The organism is Streptomyces sp. NPDC026659 (assembly GCF_040638245.1).
Taxonomy (GTDB): domain Bacteria; phylum Actinomycetota; class Actinomycetes; order Streptomycetales; family Streptomycetaceae; genus Streptomyces.
Map to the genome: position 1 here is coordinate 279,593 of NZ_JBEZXY010000002.1, position 18,983 is coordinate 298,575.

The following is an 18,983-nucleotide window of genomic DNA, read 5'->3' on the forward strand; positions in this document are numbered from 1 at the left end:
CACCACCGCGCGCGAACGTCCGTGACCCGGCCATAGGAACCCGGGCCACGGCGGTACGCGCGGCGGACGTGCGGAATTGCTGGGGGAAAAGGGAGGGGCGAGGAGGCCCGGGCGGTCAGATCCCGCCGGTCCCCGGGACGGGGAACGCGCCGGTGGCGCGGCGGATGATCTCCCCGTAGACCTCGGGGTCCGTGGTGTTCGCGCCGAGCGCGACGGTCTTGCGGCTGCCGTGGTAGTCCGAGGAACCCGTGACCAGCAGCCCCAGCTCCCCGGCGAGGTCCCGCAGCCGGGTCCGGGTCGCGGGGTCGTGGTCCATGTGGTCGACCTCCATGCCGTCGAGACCGGCCTCGGCCAGCTTGGCGATCGTGGCCTCCGGGACCGTACGGCCGCGCTTGACGGCGGCCGGGTGCGCGAAGACCGTGACCCCGCCCGCGTTCTTGACCAGCCGGATCGCCTCGAAGGGGTCCGTCTCGTGCTTGGGGACGTACGCCCGGCCGCCGTCGGCCAGCCACTCGGGCGTGAACGCGTCACCGACGGTGGGGACGACACCCAGCTCGACCAGCGCGGAGGCGATGTGCGGGCGGCCCACCGAACCACCGGCGGCGATCCGCTCGACCTGCTCCCAGGCGACCGGCACACCCAGCTCGTTCAGCCTGGCGACCATGGCCCGGGCGCGCGGCACCCGGTCGTCGCGGACCAGCTCGCGCTCGGCGAGCAGGGCGGGCTCCTCGGGGTCGAAGAGGTACGCCAGCAGATGCATCGAGACGCCGTCGGTCCGGCAGGACAGCTCCGCGCCGGGGACGAGGGTGAGCCCCTCGGGCAGCGCGGCGATCGCCTCGGCGTGACCGCGGGTGGTGTCGTGATCGGTCAGCGCGACCACGTCGAGCCCCGCGCGGGCCGCGTTCCGGACCAGCTCGGCCGGGGTGTCCGTACCGTCCGAGGCCGTGGAGTGGCAGTGCAGGTCGATGCGCACGGCGACTCCAGACGATGACGGGGCGGAGGGAACACCTAAGGATAGCCGCGCGCATCCGATGCCCTGTCACACCCGCACAGGGTTGGCGCCCCCTACAGCGTGCGGGGACCACATGGGCGCGGAACACATGTGGCGCCGCCCCATCTGGGTCCTCATCCGGGTTTTCAGGGCCGCATCAACCGGGGCGACAGCGCCCCGCACGGCACCAGGTCGATCTCCGCGCCCGCGTCCCTCAGGTCGGTCAGCACCAGTTCCTCGTACATCAGCAGGCTCGACTGCTCGGGCCACATCACCGCCCACAGCCACATCCCGAGCGCCTCGCCCGCGAAGACCGCGCGGTCGGTGGGGGTGCCGGAGACATGCCAGAGCGGGGTTGGACGGCCGGCCGCCAGGACCTTGGTCTGCGGCGGCTTCTCCACGTTCAGGTACGAGCCGGGGTCGGGGCCCTCCAGCCCCGCGTACCCCGCGCCGAGTCCGACGCCCGGCTCCTCCGCGACGAGGATCAGCTCGCCGGGGCCGCCGAGCGGGCCCGGCCCGGAGCAGGCGACGGCGGTCGCGCGGCCGCCGCTGCGGTCGTCACCGGCGTAGGCGATGCCGGTGAACAGCCAGCCGACCGGCAGCGGCCACGGCATCCACACCGGGACGTGCGTGCGCTGGACGACGGCGGTGAGCGCCTCGACGCTGGGCGGGATCACGGGCTGGAGCGGCTGCACCGACCCATGCGCGGCACACTGCCACGAGTCGGCGAAGAGACCGGGAGCCCGGACCCGGCCACCACACCTCGGGCAACTGGGTTCGCCCCTCATAGAGCCCCACGGTCCTACCCGTACCGCCCCACGTCAAGGACGATCACCCGTCCGGCGGCGGACCGCTGCCGCGGGGGCGCCGGGGGCGCCGGAGCCGCATGGCAGGAGCGGAGAGCCCGGCACCGTCCGGCGGCAGACCGCCGCCGCGAGGGCGCCGAGGCCGCCGGAACGCGGCGCAGCCGGAGCCGGACAGCAAAAGAAGGGAGCCCGGCGCCGACCGCGGGGAGTGGATGTTCGGGGACCACGCCCGTCCGGCGCCCGTGGAGTCCGGACGGCATCCGCCGGCCGGCGGCACACGGCGGGGGCGATCGCGTGCAGGCCCGGCGGCGGCCACGTCGCGCGCGACAGCGCCCCGCACCGCCCGCGAGCCCCAACTCCCCTGACTGCCAAGCACCTTGGTGAGCTTGCTCACCCCGCCGGTCAGTCCAGCGGTACGCCCGCGCGCAGCGGGTCTCGCAGATCCGTGCCGTGGGTCAGCCACCGTTCCTGGAGCGCCTGCGCGCCGTGCACCCGCTTCCAGGCGGCCTCGTTCGGGGTCATCGGGAGCAGCGGCAGGAACCGTACGGGGTCCAGCGGGTCGTCCAGCTCCAGGTCCTCCACCAGACCGCCCGGCTCGCCGACCAGGACCGAGGTGAAGGGGGCGCCGGGCCACAGCGGCTCGCCGACGTCCAGGGAGGCGCCGGGGTTCACGACCAGGCCCTCGACCTGCGGGGTCGCGGCGAGCACGGCGAGCGGCCTGAGCACCTGGGCGGTGTCGGCGCGGCCCGTGCGGACGGTGAGGACCAGCTCGGCGCGCGGTCCCTTGACGGGGTCGGCCACCATCGCCGTGGGGTCGGTCATGGGGTGCGCGGACATGCCGAGGGTCGCGTAGCGGACGAGGTCTCCCTCCAGGAAACGGAGCACCTCGACGCGGTCGGCGCCGAGGAAGGTGACCGAGGCGCGCGCGTCCGGCTCGCCCAGAGCGGTGGTCAACCGGGCCTCGACCAGAGGAAGAACATCAACCATGCGGTGAGCATAGAACTCGTCAGTGGCAGGCAAAGCTGCGCCTTGACACCACAGGCGGCTGCTACGCTGAGCCGGTGGTTCGGGGCCGCGTGCAGAAGCACGCTGTCGAGTCCCGACGCCGATGAGACTCCCTTACGAGGGACCGGCCGGAGGAGGTGGGGCTGTCATGGATCGAAGTCGACCGTGCAGTACCACTCGCTCTTCCGGCCGTTGATGTCATTCCTGGCCGGCTGCCACCTTCACGTTCGCCTCGCCGTTCGGAAGAGCACTTCGTTTCGCTTTGCCTGATCTGCCTGATCTCCATCAGTTCTGCATCAGTAGCGAAGTCGCCACCGCGACGGTGCGGTGCTCCCCGCTTTGTGGACGTGCCAAACCTACGGAGTCAGGACGTCCCCATTCCGGGTAGTTCCAGCCGTCGCGGGCCGCGCTTGCGCTGCCTGCCCGCGAAGGAGCCTGCCCATGTCGATGATCCGCGACCTGCGAGCCGTGGTCCGCCCGTCCCGTCCGGCCCCGCGCACGGAGACGATGTCCGCGTACGACACCACGCGTGACCCGGCCACCCCTTCGGCCATCGTCGACTGTGCGGTCTACCGCGACGGCACCCGTGTGGCGAGCGACAAGCCGCTCGGCCCGCAGGAGGCGATGCGTCAGGTGCGGCGCGACGGCGGGTTCGTGTGGATCGGTCTGCACGAGCCGACCGAGGCCGAGTTCGCCGGGATCGCCAACGTCTTCGGACTCCACCCGCTCGCCGTGGAGGACGCGGTGCAGGCGCACCAGCGCCCGAAGCTGGAGCGCTACGACGACTCCCTGTTCACAGTGTTCAAGACCATCCACTACGTCGAGCACGACCGGCTCACCGCCAACAGCGAGGTCGTCGAGACGGGTGAGGTCATGTGCTTCACCGGCCGGGACTTCTTCATCACCGTCCGGCACGGCGGCCAGGGCTCGCTGCGGGCGCTGCGCCACCGGCTCCAGGACGACCCGGAGCTGCTCGCCAAGGGCCCCTCGGCCGTGCTGCACGCCATCGCCGACCATGTGGTGGACGGCTACCTCGCGGTCGCGGACGCCGTGCAGGACGACATCGACGAGGTGGAGACCGAGGTCTTCTCCCCGGGGCGCAACGGCGGTGTCTCGCGCGGTGTGGACTCGGCGCGGATCTATCAGCTCAAGCGCGAGGTACTGGAGTTCAAGCGCGCGGTCGCTCCCCTGCTGCGGCCGATGCAGCTGCTGAGCGAGCGGCCGATGCGGCTGATCGACCCCGACATCCAGAAGTACTTCCGTGACGTCGCGGACCACGTGGCCCGGGTGCACGAGCAGGTGGTCGGCTTCGACGAACTGCTGAACTCCATCCTCCAGGCCAACCTGGCGCAGGCGTCCGTCGCGCAGAACGAGGACATGCGCAAGATCACCGCCTGGGCCGCGATCATCGCCGTCCCCACGATGGTGTGTGGCGTCTACGGCATGAACTTCAAGTACATGCCCGAGACCCACTGGCGGTACGGCTACCCGGTGGTCATGGGCATCACCGCCGCGCTGTGTCTCGCCATCCACCGCACGCTGAAGCGCAACGGCTGGCTGTGAGCGCGCCGGAATCGCCGTACCCGCGCCTGGTTAATCTGGGCGCATGACTAGCGAGCTGCCCGGCCAGGACCTCTTCGACCAGGCCCTCATCGAGGAGGCCACCAAGAAGTCCGGTCTGATCTGGGTCCGGGGCGCGGAGGTGTCCGCCGCGCGCCCGCTGTGGCATGTGTGGCACGAGGGCGCCGTCTGTCTGATCGGTGACGGTCCCGGTGAGCAGCCGCTGCCCGGTCTGGCCGACGGCGGCCTGGCCGTCGTGACGGTGCGGAGCAAGGACAAGGGCGGCCGCCTGGTGAGCTGGCCCGCCACGGTGCACGCGCTGCGGCCGGACTCCCCCGAGTGGGCGGAGACGGTGGCCGAGCTGAAGGGCAAGCGGCTCAACGCCCCCGACAGCGAGGCGATGACGGAGCGCTGGGCCCGCGAGTGCCGCGTGGTGCGCCTGGTGCCGACCGGTGCCGTGGAGCCGCAGCCCACCGGCAGCCTGGCCGCCGCCCCGCTGCCCACCCCGGCGACGACCCGGCAGCCGATCCCGGCCGCGCTGCCCAGGCTGCTGACGCGGCGCCGTAAAGGCCGTAAACAGGGTTAGGACGCGGGCAGGCTGCTGCCGTAGTCCACGGTCTCCGACTCGGCGGGCTCGTCGAGCGGGAAGTCCTTGCCCCAGTCGGAGAAGGTGAGGGTGCCCGCGTCGCCGCCGCGCACCAGGCGCAGCGGATAGGGGTTGCCCGCCAGGGAGACGTCGAGGGTGCCGCCGAGGCCGCCGTCGCCGGTGACCCGGATCGTGCGGGTGCCGCCCTGCTGGTGGTGCCCGGCGGTCGCGAGCTTGCCGTGCAGGGTCAGCAGACCCGACATCAGCACGTCCTTCTCGGTGAAGCCGATGAACTTCTTGTACGCCGCGTCCGCCTGCGGGACCTTCACGTACTTGTCCTGGAGCTTGGCCGCCGCCGAGCTGTCCCCGGCGCGCTTCCAGAAGCCCGCGTCGGCCTTCAGATACAGCTTCTCGCCGACACGCAGCAGCCGGAACGCCGACCCCTTGGCGGTGACCGAGCCGCTGGCGCCGCCCGCCTTGAGCCGCATGTCCAGGGTGTAGGTGTCCTTGCCGGTGACCACCGTCCCGGCCAGGTGGACGTCCTCGGCCGCGTCCGCCGCCGACCGGGTGCGCGACTGGATCTTGTCCGGGGGCAGCTTGCCGACGCCGTTCGTGCCCGCGTCCGGGTCATCGCCGCCGCAGCCCGCCAGCACCGTGGCCGCGAGGGCCAGACCGCACGCGCGGAGCGCGGTACGGCGGCGGGCAGAGGTCCGGGGAATCACGGTCACAGGTGGGGCTGCCTCTCTGACGTTCCGAACGGCGTACGGCAGCGTACCGGTGGCCCCGGGGCCACGACGGAGCGCGTCCGTCCGGACCGTCCACCAGGGCGTGTCCGATCGGTACGGGCTAGCCTGAAGCGCACGCGAGTCGACATAACCGGGCAACAAGGGCCCGTTCCGCACACACTCCCCGCCCCGTCCCCCCGCATCTCCACGCAAAGGAGGCGAAGCCATGGCAGCCGGTGCTCCCCGGATCTTCGTCTCGCACCTGGCCGGGGCTCCCGTGTTCGACCCGACCGGCGACCAGGTGGGCCGCGTCCGTGATCTGGTCGTCATGCTGCGCGTCGGGCGGAAGCCCCCGCGCGTCCTCGGGCTGGTCGTCGAACTGTCCAACCGGCGCCGGATCTTCCTGCCGATGACCCGGGTGACCGGACTCGACTCCGGCCAGGTCATCTCCACCGGCGTGGTCAACGTGCGCCGCTTCGAGCAGCGGCCCACCGAGCGGCTGGTGTTCGGGGAACTCCTGGACCGGCGGGTGCAGCTGGTGGAGACCGGCGAGGAGGTCACCGTCCTCGACCTGTCCGTGCAGCAGCTCCCGGCCCGCCGGGACTGGGAGGTCGACCGCGCCTTCGTACGCAAGGGCAAGAAGGGCGGCGCCTTCCGGCGGGCCAAGGGCGAGACGCTGACCGTGCCCTGGTCGGACGTCACCGGGTTCTCGCTGGAGGAGCACGGGCAGGGCGCCGAGAGCCTGCTCGCCACCTTCGAGCAGCTGCGCCCGGCCGACCTGGCCAACGTGCTGCACCACCTCTCCCCCAAGCGGCGCGCCGAGGTCGCCGCCGCCCTGGACGACGACCGGCTGGCGGACGTCCTGGAGGAGCTGCCCGAGGACGACCAGATCGAGATCCTCGGCAAGCTCAAGGAGGAGCGCGCCGCCGACGTCCTGGAGGCCATGGACCCCGACGACGCGGCCGACCTGCTCGGCGAGCTGCCCGAGGACGACCAGGAGCGGCTGCTGAGCCTGATGCAGCCCGACGACGCGGCCGACATGCGGCGCCTGATGGCGTACGAGGAGCACGCGGCGGGCGGTCTGATGACGACCGAGCCGATCGTGCTGCGCCCGGACGCCACCGTCGCGGACGCGCTCGCCCGGGTCCGCAACCCCGACCTCTCCCCCGCGCTCGCCGCGCAGGTCTACGTCTGCCGGCCGCCCGACGAGACGCCGACCGGAAAGTACCTGGGCACCGTGCACTTCCAGCGGCTGCTGCGCGACCCGCCGTACACCCTGGTCAGCTCGCTCATCGACGACGACCTCCAGTCCCTGGACCCGGACGCCACGCTGCCGGTCATCGCCGGGTTCTTCGCCACGTACGACATGGTCGCCGCGCCCGTGGTGGACGAGTCCGGTTCACTGCTCGGCGCGGTCACGGTGGACGACGTGCTCGACCACATGCTGCCCGAGGACTGGCGGGAGACGGAGTTCCACCTGGACGGCGCGATGGAGCAGGGAGCCGCGAGCCATGGGGGCTGAACGCGACGGGAGCCGGGACGGCGGCCGCGAGCGCTCCCCGGCGGGCGCCACGGCCGCCGCCCGGCCCCGGATGCGCCTGGACCAGCCGCGCCCGCCGCGCCGCCGGCTGCTGCCGGAGTGGGACGCGGAGGCGTTCGGCCGCCTTTCGGAGCGGATCGCGCGCTTCCTCGGCACGGGCCGCTTCCTCGTCTGGATGACGGTCGTCATCATCGTGTGGGTGCTGTGGAACATCGCGGCCCCGGCGGTGGTGCGCTTCGACCCGTACCCGTTCATCTTCCTGACCCTGATGCTCTCCCTCCAGGCGTCCTACGCGGCCCCGCTGATCCTGCTCGCGCAGAACCGGCAGGACGACCGCGACCGGGTCAACCTGGAGCAGGACCGCAAGCAGAACGAGCGGTCGATCGCGGACACCGAGTACCTGACCCGGGAGATCGCCGCGCTGCGCATGGGCCTGGGTGAAGTGGCCACCCGGGACTGGATCCGCTCCGAGCTCCAGGACCTGGTCCGGGACCTGGAGGAGCAGCGGCGCCGCGACGGACACCCGTCCCGTATCTCATTCCCGGCGGAACGGGCGGAACGGCCGTCGGGGCGTGACGCAGACGACCGCTGAGGCGCTACACGGCGGCACCGCCCCGCGCCGTACCATCGACCTTATGGCTATGGAAGACGCGGTGCGCGAGGCACTGGCGACGGTGAACGACCCCGAGATCAACCGACCGATCACCGAACTCGGCATGGTCAAATCGGTGGAGATCGGCGCGGACGGCGCGGTCGCGGTCACCGTCTACCTGACGGTCTCCGGCTGCCCGATGCGCGAGACCATCACCGAGCGCGTGACCACGGCGGTGTCCCGCGTCGCGGGGGTCACCGGGGTCGACGTCGCCCTGGACGTGATGAGCGACGAGCAGCGCCGGGAGCTGGCCAACGCGCTGCGCGGCGGGCAGGCCGAGCGCGAGATCCCCTTCGCCAAGCCCGGCAGTCTGACCCGGGTCTACGCGGTCGCCTCCGGCAAGGGCGGCGTCGGCAAGTCCTCCGTGACGGTGAACCTGGCGGCCGCGATGGCCGCCGACGGCCTGAAGGTCGGTGTCGTGGACGCCGACATCTACGGCCACAGCGTGCCGCGCATGCTGGGCGCGGACGGCCGTCCCACCCAGGTCGAGAACATGATCATGCCGCCGTCGGCGAACGGCGTGAAGGTCATCTCGATCGGCATGTTCACCCCGGGCAACGCGCCGGTCGTCTGGCGCGGCCCGATGCTGCACCGCGCGCTCCAGCAGTTCCTCTCGGACGTGTACTGGGGCGACCTGGACGTCCTGCTGCTCGACCTGCCGCCGGGCACCGGTGACATCGCGATCTCGGTGGCCCAGCTGATCCCGAACGCGGAGATCCTGGTCGTGACGACCCCGCAGCAGGCGGCGGCCGAGGTGGCCGAGCGCGCGGGCTCGATCGCGGTGCAGACCCACCAGAAGATCGTCGGCGTGGTCGAGAACATGTCGGGCCTGCCCTGCCCGCACTGCGGCGAGATGGTCGACGTGTTCGGCACGGGCGGCGGCCAGACGGTCGCCGAGGGCCTGACCCGCACCACGGGCGCGACGGTCCCGGTCCTCGGCAGCATCCCGATCGACGTGCGGCTGCGCGAGGGCGGCGACGACGGCAAGCCGGTCGTCCTGACCGACCCCGAGTCCCCGGCCGGCTCGGCCCTGCGGTCCATCGCGGGCAAGCTGGGCGGCCGTCAGCGCGGCCTGTCGGGGCTGTCGCTGGGGATCACGCCGCGGAACAAGTTCTGAGGCACGACGTGGAAGGGGGCACCGGCGGAATCCGCCGGTGCCCCCTTCCGTGTCGTCAGGCGTAGGCGCCGATGTCCTTGACGATGGCGAAGCCGAGCCCGTAGGCGCTCATGCCCCGGCCGTACGCGCCGAGATGCACCCCGGCCCCGGTGGAACCGGCCAGCACCCAGCCGAACTCGGACTCCCGGTAGTGGAAGGGTGTGGCCACGCCGTCCACGGGCAGGGAGAGCATGGACCACTCCGTGCCCTCCAGGTCGTCGGCGAGCGCCCAGGCGGTCTCGGTCTGCTGGTCCAGCCAGTCGTCGCGCAGGGCGTGGTCCATCTGGCCGGGCCAGGTGACCGACAGGAGCCCCACCCCGGCCAGCCAGGCCGCCGAGGAGACCGAGGTGGCCTCCAGGAGCCCGGTGCCGTCCGCGCTGCGCCGGGAGGGGTTCACCGGGACGGTCACGACGACCGCGAACTTCTCCCTGGCCTCGTCGGTGGCCGCGGCGCTGTGCTCGTGGCGCACCGAGGGCTCGTCGCCGTGACCGATCGATCCGTGCTCCACGGCGCCGTCGGCCGCCGTGCCGACCTGCATCAGCCAGCGGGCGCCCGTGAACGCCTCGTCCAGGCCGTACCACGGGAAGGGCGCCCGCAGATAGCCGTCGACCGATCGGTGGCCGGACGGGCCCCGCTGTCCGCCCGCCGCGGTCGGCGTCTTCGCGCCCACCCGACTCGTCGTCTCCATGCCCGGACGCCTCCTCGCTCTCGTCGGACCGGGGCAGCCCGCCCCCCTTCGGGCGTACGCGCCCGGTCCGCACAACAACTCGGCAGCATATCCACACCGCTGAGAGCCGCTGGGAAACCGCCCTGCTCGTGGGTCGTGCGGGGAACGGGCCGACGCGATGGGCGGCAGGTACGCGCCGTTCAGGGGGTCGTGGGGGACGGATGAGGCAGCGTGTCGCGCGGTGGGCCGTACGGGTGAGACGGGCTCAGGTGGCGTCGGCGTCGAAGGGCGGACGCTCGTCCGGGCCCGGCGTGTCGGGACGCTTGGTCATGTCGACACGCCCGCCGGAAGGGGCCTGCGGGGCGGCGGGTACGGCCGTGCCGTGGCCGTTGACCGAGTCGGTGAGGTCGGTCATCTCGCGCTTGAGGTCGAAGCCGCTGCGGATCTCCTGGAGCCCCAGGTCGTCGTTCTCCAGCTGCTTGCGCAGGAACGTCTTGGGGTTCAGGTCCTCGAACTCGAAGTCCTTGAACTCGGGGCCCAGCTCGCTGCGGATGTCCTGCTTGGCACTGTCCGAGAACTCGCGGATCTTGCGGATCGTCCGCGTGACGTCCTGGATGAACTTGGGGAGCTTGTCCGGACCGAAGACGAGCACGGCGAGGACGATGAGCGTGAGCAGCTCAAGCGGCCCTATGTCATTGAACACCTGAAGCTCCTTGGGATGTCCTCGGTCGCTCAACGGTACCCGGCGCGGTCCGGAGTCCGGTACCGCGCCGGGGTGAGACTTCCGTCAGTTCCGCTCGGAGGCTCCCAGGACGAGGGAGACGACGCGTTCGGCCCCGGCGCGCTCGACGGTGAGGCGGAGCCGGTCGCCGGGCCGGTGGGCGCGGATCTTGACGATCAGCTCCTCGCCGGAGTGGACGCGGTGGCCGTCGACCTCGGTGACGAGGTCGCCCGCCTTCAGTCCGGCGCGGTCACCGGGGCCGCCCGGCTGCACGGCGGGGCCGCCGGTGCCGCCCTTGGCGGAGACGCGGGCGGCGTCGCCGGTGTAGCCCATGTCGAGGGTGACGCCGATGACGGGGTGGGTGGCGTGCCCCTCGTTGATCAGTTCCTCGGCGACCCGCCGGGCCTGGTTGGCCGGGATGGCGAAGCCGAGGCCGATGGACCCGGCCTGGCTCTCGCCGGAGTCGGTGTCGTTGCCGGCGGAGCGGATGGCCGAGTTGATGCCGATGACCTGGGCGTGCGCGTCGAGGAGCGGGCCGCCGGAGTTGCCGGGGTTGATCGGGGCGTCGGTCTGAAGCGCGTCGACGTAGGAGATGTCGCTGCCGTCGCCCTTCTCGCCGCCGGCCGTGATGGGGCGTTCCTTGGCGCTGATGATGCCGGAGGTGACGGTGTTGGCCAGGTCGAAGGGGGCGCCGATGGCGACGACCGGGTCGCCCACGCGCACGTCGTCGGAGTCGCCGAGCGCCAGGGGCGTGAGGCCGCGTACGCCGCTGACCTGGACCACCGCGAGGTCGTACCCGCTGTCCCGGCCGACGACTCGGGCCCGCGCGGTGTCGCCGGTGCTGAACGTCACGGTGATCTCGCCGCCGGAGGAGGCGGGCGCGACGACGTGGTTGTTGGTGAGGATGTGGCCCCGGGTGTCGAGGACGAACCCGGTGCCGGTCCCGGCCTCGTCGTCGCCGCTCACATGCAGGGTGACGACGCTGGGCAGGGCCCGCGCGGCTATCCCGGCCACGCTGCCCGGCGCCCTGCCCGCGGGCACCTTGGCCGCCTGCGGCAGATGGACGTCCCCGATCCCCGCCCGCTCCAGCCACGCCCCGGCGAACCCGCCGAGCCCCCCGGCGACGAGCACGACGGCGAGCCCCCACCCGAGCAGCACCTTCCGCCGCGAGGGCCGCTCCGCGGGCATCACGGGGTCGGCCTGCTGGAGGTTCGGCACGGCCCAGGGGTCGTAGCGCTGCCAGGGGTCGACGGGGGCGGGGTGGGGCGGGGCCGCATGGGGCTGGGGCGCGTGGGGCTGGGGCGCGTGGGGCTGGGGCGCGTGGGGCTGGGGCGCGTGGGCCTGGCCCAGGTGAGGCTGCGGCGCGTGGGCCTGACCCAGGTGAGGCTGGGGCACGTGGGGCGGGGCCGCATGGGTCTGGTGCGCGTGGATCTCGTGCGCCGGGTCCGGCAGGGCGTCGACGGTGGGGTACGGCGCCTGGGGCGGCACGGCGTCGGCCGTGGGATACGGCGCCTGGGGCGGCACGTACGGCGTCCCGTGGGCGGGTGTCACCCCGGGGCCCTGGAAGGGCGGAGCGGGGGCCCAGGGGCCGGGTTCGCCGTAGGGCGGGGTGCTGTAGGGGTCGGGCTCGTGCAGGGGGGTGGGACGGGCGGGGGCGGTGTCGGCCGATATACGGGCGCGGCCGTCCACCGGCTCCGCCGCACGCGCGACCCCGGCCGGCCCGTCCCCCGGCTCCGGATCACGCGCCGGCACGACCAGTCCGTCCCCCGACTCCACTTCACGCCCCGGTACGACCAATTCGTCCCCCGACTCCACTTCACGCCCCGGCACGACCAGTCCGTCCCCCGACTCCTGCTCGCACACCGGCACAACCAGCCCATCCACCGGCTCCACCTCACGCGCGGGCCCGGCCGAACCCTCCACCAGCTCCCCCTCACACCCGGGCACGGCCGGTCCGCCCACAGGCTCCGGCTCACGCGCCGGCACGACCAGCCCGTCCCCCGGCTCCACTTCACGCCCCGCCACGACCGGGAAGTCCCCCGGCTCCGCCGCACGGGTCGGCACGACCAGTCCGTCCACCGGCTCTGCCTCACGCCCCCGTACGACCGGGAAGTCCCCTGGCTGTTCCACCCTTGCCACCGCGCCACCGGCATCCCGCTCGGCGGCCGGAGAAACCCCAGGTTCCGCCCCGCCAAGCCCAGCCGCAGGCGCCGTCGGCACCGGCCCAGCCGGGAAATCCCCCCGCCGATCCGCACCCCCCACCACGCCACCGGCACCCGGCCCGGCAGCCGGAGAAACCCCAGGTTCCACTCCGCCAAGCCCAGCCGCAGGCGCCCCCGCAGGCGTTGTCGTCCCCTCCGGCCGTTCCTCCCGTTCGCCCTGCGGGACGTACGGCGGGTTGCCCTCGTTCATGCTCTCCCCACGGCTGTTCGCGGCCACGCGTGTCGGTGGTGGCCGCGCGGCTCGATCCCCTGGCGGTGCCCGGGGTCCAGCGCTCCGGGCACGGCTTTACAGGATTCAACCAGGTTCGCCGCAGGCGGCGCAGGCGGTGTCAGGGTGCCTGACGGGCGGGGGACGTGACGGGGGCGGGGGCGGCGGAGGGGCCCGGGACCGCGGCCCAGGCGGTCGTGGGAGCGGTGGAGTTGACGGAGAACGGGGTGATCTCGTCCAGCGGGCGTATCAGCGGGGCGGCGGGGGCCTGGGGCAGGGCGAGGTCGCGCACGGTGTCCTGGGCCCGTCCGTCGGCCGGTGCCGGCAGGCCGGGCAGCAGGGGCGCGGAGACGGAGGTGGGCGCCGCGGGGGTCCGGCCGAGCTGTCCGGTGCCCTGGGCGAGCAGCGGGGCCGTGGCGCGACGCCGCTGGGTCTCGGGCGCGGCACCCGTACCCGGCGTGCCGGTGCCGGTGCCCGCCGAGCGGGCCGGGGCCACGTTGCTGCCCGCGCCGGAGCCGCTGCGGGCGTCGGCCGTGAGGTCGCCGGGGAGGGCGCCGCCCACACCGCCCAGGGCGACGGCCGCGAGGGAGACCGCACCGGCGGCGGCGACCGCGAACCGCAGCCCGCGCGAGGCGGACCGCTCCCCCACGGGGTGGATGCGGAAGCCCTGTTCGCCGGGGACGGCCGCGTGGGCCGGGACCGCGGGGACGTAGCCGAAGGCGAAGCGGTCGGGGTCGCGCACGCCGAAGACCCCGGCGTCGGGGCCAGGTCCGAAGGGGCCGCCGGGCAGCCGGTCCCCGCTGTCGGGGTCGCCGCCGGGCAGGCCCTGGAGACGGGCGAGGAAGCTCTCGGAGGGCGGCGGCGGGGCCGCCTGCGCGAACACGTTCTTCAGGCGCCGCTGCGCGTCCGCCTCCGCCTTGCACCGGCCGCAGGTGGCCAGGTGGGCGAGGACGCGCTCGCGCGTCTCATGACCGAGTTCTCCGTCGACCAGGGCGGAGAGCCGGTCTCCCAGATGCTGTTCCGCGAGGTGTGCCGTCGCGGGTTCGGGCCGGGATGCGCTCACGCGGGCGTGCCCCCTCCCCCCAGTGCGGGCACCGGGGACAGGAAGGAACGGCGCTCGGCCCGGCGCGCCTCCGGCGAGCGGTGGGCCAGGGCCTTGCGGAGCTGGGAGCGGCCGCGGTGGATACGGGAGCGGACGGTGCCGAGCTTGACGCCCAGGGTCGCGGCGATCTCCTCGTACGACAGCCCCTCGATGTCGCACAGCACGACGGCGGCGCGGAACTCGGGCGCGAGGGTGTCCAGGGCCTGCTGCACGTCCGCGTCGAAGTGGGCGTCGTTGAAGACCTGCTGCGGGGTGGGCTCGCGGCTGGGCAGGCGCTCGGCCGCGTCCTCGCCGAGGGCGTCGAAGCGGATGCGCTGCTTGCGCCGGACCATGTCCAGGAACAGGTTGGTGGTGATCCGGTGCAGCCAGCCCTCGAAGGTGCCGGGCGAGTACGTCGACAGGGAGCGGAAGACCCGGACGAAGACCTCCTGGGTGAGGTCCTCCGCGTCGTGCTGATTGCCCGTGAGGCGGTAGGCGAGCCGGTAGACCCGGCCGCTGTGGGTGCTGACGATCTCCTCCCAGCTGGGCGGAGTCCACGCCTGTGCGTCCGCGTCGGTGGCGAAGGTCGCGGTCTGGGAGTCGCCCGCGGCGATTCCGGCGGGACGGTCAGCAGCGGTGTCGGTCACGGATTTCGGCCTGCCCGACCCGAGGAAGCGCCGCAGCACTCCTCCCCGGTCCCCGGGCGTGGCCGCACCTCCCCTGTCGGCTCTGGTGGTGTCCAGTGGAGCCCCTACCATAGCCACCTCGCCCGTTAGCTCCGGATAAGCGGTTTTACGAGAATTTGACGCGCGGCGCCCCGGGTCATCCAGCTGCGTGCGCATGTGTTCCGCACCCTGCGTCACCCTTCGCCCCCGTCGCGTTCCGCCGGTCCGGCGGATCGCCGGCTCATCCTGTTGAACGCTCGGTCCCATCTGCGGGTTCCCGCCCCCAACGGATACAGTCACGCCGAGGCAATTACGGGGACAGGAGAGGGCCATTACCGGCAACCGGCAGACGAGCTGGGCGTTCGCCGACGCCTTTGTCGCCGAGGACGAACCGCTGCTCTGGGCCCGCGACCGGGCCCGGGACGCGGGACTGCGCTCGGTGACGCCCAGCACGGGTGCCGCGCTGCGGCTGCTCGCCGCCTCGGTGGACGCCAAGGCGGTCGCCGAGATCGGCACGGGCTGCGGGGTGTCCGGAATCCATCTGCTGCACGGAATGCGCCCGGACGGGGTGCTCACCACCGTCGATCCGGAGCCGGAGCACCAGCAGTTCGCCCGGCAGGCCTTCCGCGCCAGCGGCTTCGCCAGCAACCGGGCCCGCTTCATCCCCGGCCCCGCCCTCGACGTCCTGCCCCGCCTCGCGGACGCGGGCTACGACCTCGTCTTCTGCGACGGCGACCGCCTGGAGTACTCGGACTACCTCGCTGAATCGTTGCGGCTGCTGCGCCCCGGCGGCCTGGTGGTCTTCGAGGGCGTCTTCGCGGGCGGCCGCACCGTCGACTCGGGCCCGCAGCCGACCGAGGTGCTGCGCGTGCGCGAGCTGCTGCGCACGGTGCGCGAGAGCGGGGAGCTGGTGACCTCGCTGCTGCCCGTGGGCGACGGGCTGCTCTGCGCCGTCAAGCGCTGAGCGGGACCGCCGGGCGCCGAACCGGCGGAAGCGCCGAGCGGGAACACGACGGCCCCGGTACCGCGAGCGGTACCGGGGCCGTCTGAGATCGGGAGCGCGTCAGACGACGACCTTCTTGAGGGCGTCGCCGAGCGCCTCGGCCTCGTCAGGGGTCAGCTCGACGACGAGTCGACCGCCGCCTTCGAGCGGAACGCGCATGACGATGCCCCGCCCCTCCTTGGTCACCTCGAGCGGGCCATCACCCGTCCGCGGCTTCATGGCCGCCATGCTCGTACCCCTTCCTGAAACCAGGCTCATCGTCTGCCGACGACCCCACGAAGGGCACCCGCGGTCCACTGAGGGGACGCGCGACACCGGCATCGAACACATTGCTTCCCAGCCATTATCCCGCATCGCAGGACCCGATGACCAACATCGGTCGGCATCGCTTGGGCAACGCGCGCGAGCAAAACCACTCAATTCGGGGATGTGCCTGCGATACTGCTCCGCCTCGCGGACGGTACCCGGACGAGTCCGTACCGGTTTTCTTTGACGCAGGTCACACGGACACCGCGGCCCATGGGCGGCGATCTCCGCCATGCTGTACTCGGACAAAGGCGTACCGGTCGGTACGTCACAGCCGCGACACCGGAGGGGACGCGCCATGGCCGACACCGTGCTCTACGAGGTGAACGACGGGCTCGCGACGATCGAGCTGAACCGTCCCGAGGCGATGAACGCCCTGGACATCGCGACCAAGAACGCGCTGCGGGAGGCGGCGGAGGCGGCCGCCGCCGACCCGGCGGTACGGGCCGTCCTGCTGACGGCGGCGGGCGAACGGGCCTTCTGCGTGGGCCAGGACCTCAAGGAGCACATCGGGCTGCTGGCCGCCGACCGGGAGTCCGGCTCGGGGCAGACGATGAGCACGGTCCGGGAGCACTACAACCCGATCGTGCGGGCGCTGGTGGACGCGCCGAAGCCGGTGGTCGCGGCGGTGAACGGGGTCGCGGCCGGGGCGGGCTTCGGCTTCGCGCTGGCGGCGGACTACCGGCTGGTGGCCGACACCGCGTCCTTCAACACCTCGTTCGCCGGGGTCGCGCTGACCGCCGACTCGGGCGTGTCCTGGACGCTGCCCCGCGTGGTGGGCCCGGGCCGCGCCACCGATCTGCTGCTCTTCCCGCGCTCCCTGACCGCCCAGGAGGCGCTGGAGCTGGGCATCGCGAGCCGCCTGGTGCCCGCCGCCGAGCTGCGCGCCGAGGCCGAGCGGGTGGCCCGCAAGCTGGCCGAGGGACCGACGGTGGCCTACGCGGCGCTCAAGGAGTCGGTGGCGTACGGCCTGACGCACTCCCTCGCCGAGACCCTGGAGAAGGAGGACGAGCTGCAGAGCCGCGCGGGCACCTCCGAGGACCACGCGATCGCGGTCCGGGCGTTCGTGGAGAAGCGGAAGCCGGAGTACCTCGGCCGCTGACCGGGGCGTACGCCCGCTCAGGCACCGGTACGCCCCCTCAGGCGCCCGGTGTGCCCCCTCTGCCGATGCAGGTCTCCAGGTGGTCGTCGACCAGCCCGCAGGCCTGCATCAGCGCGTACGCCGTCGTCGGGCCGACGAAGCGCAGCCCCCGCTTCTTCAGCGCCTTGGACAGGGCGGTGGACTCGGGGGTCACGGCGGCCACGTCCCCGAGGACCTTGGGCACCGGGCGTCCGGCCGGGTCCGGGGCGTGGGACCAGATCAGCTCGTCCAGCTCGCCCTCGGACCAGCCGGCGAGCTCCCGCGCGTTGGCGATCGTGGCGTCGATCTTGGCGCGGTTGCGGATGATCCCGGTGTCGGCCAGCAGCCGCTCGCGGTCCTCGTCGGTGAAGGCGGCGACCTTCTCGATGTGGAAGCCCGCGAACGCGGCGCGGAAGCCGGGCCTGCGGCGCAGGATGGTGATCCAGGACAGGCCGGACTGGAAGGCCTCCAGGCTGAGCCGCTCGAAGAGGGCGTCGTCGCCGTGGACCGGGCGGCCCCACTCCTCGTCGTGGTAGGCCACGTACTCCTCGGCGGACAGGGCCCAGGGGCAGCGGAGCCTGCCGTCGGACCCGGCCACCGCCGTGCCGTCGCTCATCGCTCCTCCTCGGAACCCGGCTTGTCCAGGCGGGTGGGCCCGGTGCCGCGGGCACCGGCGAGCGCGGACTCCAGGTCGGCGATCCGGGCGTCGCGCTCGGCGAGTTCGGCCGCGACACGGCCGAGCGCGTCGTCCACGTCGGCCATGCGGTAGCCGCGCGGGGCCAGCGGGAAGCGCAGGCTCTCCACGTCGGCGCCGCCGACCGGCCGGTCCGCCGGGAGCGGGTCCGTCAGCCGCTCCGGAGCGGCCTCCGGGAGCGGGGTGCTCTCCCCGCCGCCCACCACGGCGAGCGTCACGGCGGCCACCACGACGGCCAGCGCGACGACCAGGAACAAGAACATCAGCATCGCCAGGGTTCCCCAAGCTCGATGTGCCCGGCGCGGTGCCGGTGGCCCAATGTGTCTGGGTCCGATCGTGCCATGCGACGCTGACAGTCAGGGCCCACGGACCGTATCGCCGTGGGCGGGTGAGGAGAGGTCACAGGGGATGCTCAGGCTGGGCACGCGGGAATTCGGGCCGCACGAGCCGGTGGTGATGGCGATCGTCAACCGGACCCCGGACTCCTTCTACGACCGGGGCGCCACGTTCACCGACGAGGCCGCGCTCGCGCGCGTGGAGCGCGCGGTGGCCGAGGGAGCCGCGATCATCGACATCGGCGGGGTGAAGGCGGGCCCCGGCGAGGAGGTCACCGCCGAGGAGGAGGCGCGGCGCACGGTCGGCTTCGTGGCCGAGGTGCGGCGCCGGTTCCCGGACGTGGTGATCAGCGTGGACACCTGGCGCGCCGAGGTCGGCGAGGCCGTGTGCGAGGCGGGCGCCGACCTGCTGAATGACGCGTGGGGCGGCGCCGACCCCGGCCTCGCGGAGGTCGCCGCCCGTCACGGCGTGGGCCTGGTGTGCACGCACGCGGGCCGCGCCGAGCCGCGTACGCGCCCGCACCGGGTGGCGTACGACGACGTCATGGCCGACATCCTGGACGTCACCCTGGGGCTGGCCGAGCGCGCGGTGGAACTCGGCGTGCCGCGCGAGTCGGTGCTGATCGACCCGGGGCACGACTTCGGCAAGAACACCCGGCACAGCCTGGAGGCCACGCGCCGTCTGGGCGAGATGGTGGCGACGGGCTGGCCGGTGCTGGTGTCGCTGTCCAACAAGGACTTCGTCGGGGAGACCCTGGACCGGCCGGTCCAGGAGCGGCTGATCGGGACGCTGGCGACCACGGCGGTGTCGGCCTGGCTGGGCGCGCAGGTGTACCGGGTGCACGAGGTCGCGGAGACCCGGCAGGTACTGGACATGGTGGCGTCGATCGCGGGGCACCGCCCGCCCGCGACCGCGCGGCGGGGCCTGGCCTGAGGCGAG

The 18,983-nt window shown here is 73.2% G+C and carries 20 protein-coding genes; 8 read left to right on the plus strand and 12 right to left on the minus strand.

Annotated elements, in window-relative coordinates:
- Positions 1-115: 115 nt before the first annotated feature.
- The 3 genes from AB0E91_RS05840 to AB0E91_RS05850 form a co-directional block, all read right to left on the minus strand.
- Positions 116-973 carry a PHP domain-containing protein gene (locus tag AB0E91_RS05840; protein WP_361775772.1) on the minus strand — a complete coding sequence of 286 codons (858 nt, stop codon included), beginning with the start codon at positions 971-973 and terminating at the stop codon, positions 116-118.
- Between the two features lie 164 nt (positions 974-1,137).
- Positions 1,138-1,779, minus strand: a complete 642-nt coding sequence (locus AB0E91_RS05845; protein ID WP_361775775.1) for a DUF6758 family protein — start codon at positions 1,777-1,779, stop codon at positions 1,138-1,140.
- A 420-nt stretch (positions 1,780-2,199) separates the two neighbouring features.
- The gene (locus AB0E91_RS05850; RefSeq protein WP_361775778.1) at positions 2,200-2,784 is read right to left on the minus strand and encodes a suppressor of fused domain protein; all 585 of its coding nucleotides are present in this window, start codon (positions 2,782-2,784) and stop codon (positions 2,200-2,202) included.
- A gap of 459 nt (positions 2,785-3,243) precedes the next feature.
- Between AB0E91_RS05850 and AB0E91_RS05855 the strand changes: the two genes are divergently transcribed.
- Both AB0E91_RS05855 and AB0E91_RS05860 read left to right on the plus strand, forming a co-directional pair.
- On the plus strand, positions 3,244-4,365 hold the full coding sequence (locus AB0E91_RS05855; protein ID WP_361775781.1) for a magnesium and cobalt transport protein CorA: 1,122 nt from the start codon (positions 3,244-3,246) through the stop codon (positions 4,363-4,365).
- A 43-nt stretch (positions 4,366-4,408) separates the two neighbouring features.
- Positions 4,409-4,948 carry a hypothetical protein gene (locus AB0E91_RS05860; RefSeq protein ID WP_361775784.1) on the plus strand — a complete coding sequence of 180 codons (540 nt, stop codon included), beginning with the start codon at positions 4,409-4,411 and terminating at the stop codon, positions 4,946-4,948.
- Here the strand turns inward: AB0E91_RS05860 and AB0E91_RS05865 are convergent.
- Complete coding sequence (locus tag AB0E91_RS05865; protein ID WP_361775787.1) at positions 4,945-5,676, minus strand: hypothetical protein; 732 nt, start codon at positions 5,674-5,676, stop codon at positions 4,945-4,947. The two genes, AB0E91_RS05860 and AB0E91_RS05865, sit on opposite strands and share 4 nt — an antisense overlap.
- A gap of 223 nt (positions 5,677-5,899) precedes the next feature.
- On the opposite strand from AB0E91_RS05865, the gene AB0E91_RS05870 reads away from it, so the two are divergent.
- The 3 genes from AB0E91_RS05870 to AB0E91_RS05880 are packed head-to-tail and all read left to right on the plus strand — an operon-like array spanning position 5,900 to position 8,982.
- Positions 5,900-7,195 (plus strand): CBS domain-containing protein, encoded by a 1,296-nt coding sequence (locus AB0E91_RS05870; protein WP_361775790.1) that lies wholly within the window; start codon positions 5,900-5,902, stop codon positions 7,193-7,195.
- Entirely contained in the window at positions 7,185-7,805 is a 621-nt protein-coding gene (locus tag AB0E91_RS05875; RefSeq protein WP_361775793.1) for a DUF1003 domain-containing protein, read from the plus strand. Before AB0E91_RS05870 ends, AB0E91_RS05875 begins: the two co-directional genes overlap by 11 nt.
- A 43-nt stretch (positions 7,806-7,848) precedes the next feature.
- Positions 7,849-8,982, plus strand: coding sequence for an Mrp/NBP35 family ATP-binding protein (locus AB0E91_RS05880; RefSeq protein WP_361775796.1), 1,134 nt, complete (start codon positions 7,849-7,851; stop codon positions 8,980-8,982).
- Positions 8,983-9,037: 55 nt separating this feature from the next.
- Here the strand turns inward: AB0E91_RS05880 and AB0E91_RS05885 are convergent, their stop codons facing one another.
- From AB0E91_RS05885 to sigE, 5 genes are all read right to left on the minus strand, one after another.
- Complete coding sequence (locus tag AB0E91_RS05885; RefSeq protein ID WP_361775799.1) at positions 9,038-9,709, minus strand: hypothetical protein; 672 nt, start codon at positions 9,707-9,709, stop codon at positions 9,038-9,040.
- Positions 9,710-9,953: 244 nt separating this feature from the next.
- Positions 9,954-10,391 (minus strand): sec-independent translocase, encoded by a 438-nt coding sequence (locus AB0E91_RS05890; protein WP_361775802.1) that lies wholly within the window; start codon positions 10,389-10,391, stop codon positions 9,954-9,956.
- 84 nt (positions 10,392-10,475) lie between these two features.
- Positions 10,476-12,539 (minus strand): trypsin-like peptidase domain-containing protein, encoded by a 2,064-nt coding sequence (locus AB0E91_RS05895; protein ID WP_361775805.1) that lies wholly within the window; start codon positions 12,537-12,539, stop codon positions 10,476-10,478.
- Between the two features lie 421 nt (positions 12,540-12,960).
- Complete coding sequence (locus tag AB0E91_RS05900; protein WP_361775808.1) at positions 12,961-13,902, minus strand: zf-HC2 domain-containing protein; 942 nt, start codon at positions 13,900-13,902, stop codon at positions 12,961-12,963.
- A complete protein-coding gene (sigE, locus tag AB0E91_RS05905; protein ID WP_202486364.1) occupies positions 13,899-14,678 on the minus strand; it encodes an RNA polymerase sigma factor SigE in 780 nt (259 codons plus the stop codon). The genes AB0E91_RS05900 and sigE overlap by 4 nt, the downstream gene beginning before the upstream one ends.
- A 172-nt stretch (positions 14,679-14,850) precedes the next feature.
- Here sigE and AB0E91_RS05910 point away from each other — a divergent pair, with 172 nt between their 5' ends.
- Entirely contained in the window at positions 14,851-15,549 is a 699-nt protein-coding gene (locus tag AB0E91_RS05910; RefSeq protein ID WP_361777304.1) for an O-methyltransferase, read from the plus strand.
- A 99-nt stretch (positions 15,550-15,648) separates the two neighbouring features.
- Here AB0E91_RS05910 and AB0E91_RS05915 read toward each other — a convergent pair whose 3' ends face one another.
- Positions 15,649-15,816: a DUF3117 domain-containing protein gene (locus tag AB0E91_RS05915; protein ID WP_018544333.1), complete on the minus strand. Its 168-nt coding sequence runs from the start codon at positions 15,814-15,816 to the stop codon at positions 15,649-15,651.
- 376 nt (positions 15,817-16,192) lie between these two features.
- Between AB0E91_RS05915 and AB0E91_RS05920 the strand changes: the two genes are divergently transcribed.
- Positions 16,193-16,996 carry an enoyl-CoA hydratase-related protein gene (locus tag AB0E91_RS05920; protein WP_361775813.1) on the plus strand — a complete coding sequence of 268 codons (804 nt, stop codon included), beginning with the start codon at positions 16,193-16,195 and terminating at the stop codon, positions 16,994-16,996.
- Between the two features lie 37 nt (positions 16,997-17,033).
- Here the strand turns inward: AB0E91_RS05920 and AB0E91_RS05925 are convergent, their stop codons facing one another.
- Together AB0E91_RS05925 and AB0E91_RS05930 are read right to left on the minus strand one after the other, a co-directional pair.
- Entirely contained in the window at positions 17,034-17,630 is a 597-nt protein-coding gene (locus AB0E91_RS05925) for a DNA-3-methyladenine glycosylase I (protein WP_361775816.1), read from the minus strand.
- Positions 17,627-17,977, minus strand: a complete 351-nt coding sequence (locus AB0E91_RS05930) for a DivIVA domain-containing protein (protein WP_361775819.1) — start codon at positions 17,975-17,977, stop codon at positions 17,627-17,629. Before AB0E91_RS05930 ends, AB0E91_RS05925 begins: the two co-directional genes overlap by 4 nt.
- Positions 17,978-18,116: 139 nt before the next feature.
- Between AB0E91_RS05930 and folP the strand changes: the two genes are divergently transcribed.
- On the plus strand, positions 18,117-18,977 hold the full coding sequence (folP, locus tag AB0E91_RS05935) for a dihydropteroate synthase (protein WP_361775822.1): 861 nt from the start codon (positions 18,117-18,119) through the stop codon (positions 18,975-18,977).
- Positions 18,978-18,983: the final 6 nt, after the last annotated feature.

Excerpts from the sequence above, each read along its gene's own strand:
- AB0E91_RS05860 (WP_361775784.1), top strand. The coding sequence starts at position 4,409 with ATGACTAGCGAGCTGCCCGGCCAGGACCTCTTCGACCAGGCCCTCATC.
- AB0E91_RS05915 (WP_018544333.1), bottom strand. The coding sequence starts at position 15,816 with ATGGCGGCCATGAAGCCGCGGACGGGTGATGGCCCGCTCGAGGTGACC.
- sigE (WP_202486364.1), bottom strand. The coding sequence starts at position 14,678 with ATGGTAGGGGCTCCACTGGACACCACCAGAGCCGACAGGGGAGGTGCG.
- AB0E91_RS05850 (WP_361775778.1), bottom strand. The coding sequence starts at position 2,784 with ATGGTTGATGTTCTTCCTCTGGTCGAGGCCCGGTTGACCACCGCTCTG.
- AB0E91_RS05870 (WP_361775790.1), top strand. The coding sequence starts at position 5,900 with ATGGCAGCCGGTGCTCCCCGGATCTTCGTCTCGCACCTGGCCGGGGCT.
- AB0E91_RS05885 (WP_361775799.1), bottom strand. The coding sequence starts at position 9,709 with ATGGAGACGACGAGTCGGGTGGGCGCGAAGACGCCGACCGCGGCGGGC.
- AB0E91_RS05920 (WP_361775813.1), top strand. The coding sequence starts at position 16,193 with ATGGCCGACACCGTGCTCTACGAGGTGAACGACGGGCTCGCGACGATC.
- folP (WP_361775822.1), top strand. The coding sequence starts at position 18,117 with ATGCTCAGGCTGGGCACGCGGGAATTCGGGCCGCACGAGCCGGTGGTG.
- AB0E91_RS05880 (WP_361775796.1), top strand. The coding sequence starts at position 7,849 with ATGGCTATGGAAGACGCGGTGCGCGAGGCACTGGCGACGGTGAACGAC.
- AB0E91_RS05925 (WP_361775816.1), bottom strand. The coding sequence starts at position 17,630 with ATGAGCGACGGCACGGCGGTGGCCGGGTCCGACGGCAGGCTCCGCTGC.
- AB0E91_RS05845 (WP_361775775.1), bottom strand. The coding sequence starts at position 1,779 with ATGAGGGGCGAACCCAGTTGCCCGAGGTGTGGTGGCCGGGTCCGGGCT.
- AB0E91_RS05875 (WP_361775793.1), top strand. The coding sequence starts at position 7,185 with ATGGGGGCTGAACGCGACGGGAGCCGGGACGGCGGCCGCGAGCGCTCC.
- AB0E91_RS05855 (WP_361775781.1), top strand. The coding sequence starts at position 3,244 with ATGTCGATGATCCGCGACCTGCGAGCCGTGGTCCGCCCGTCCCGTCCG.
- AB0E91_RS05930 (WP_361775819.1), bottom strand. The coding sequence starts at position 17,977 with ATGCTGATGTTCTTGTTCCTGGTCGTCGCGCTGGCCGTCGTGGTGGCC.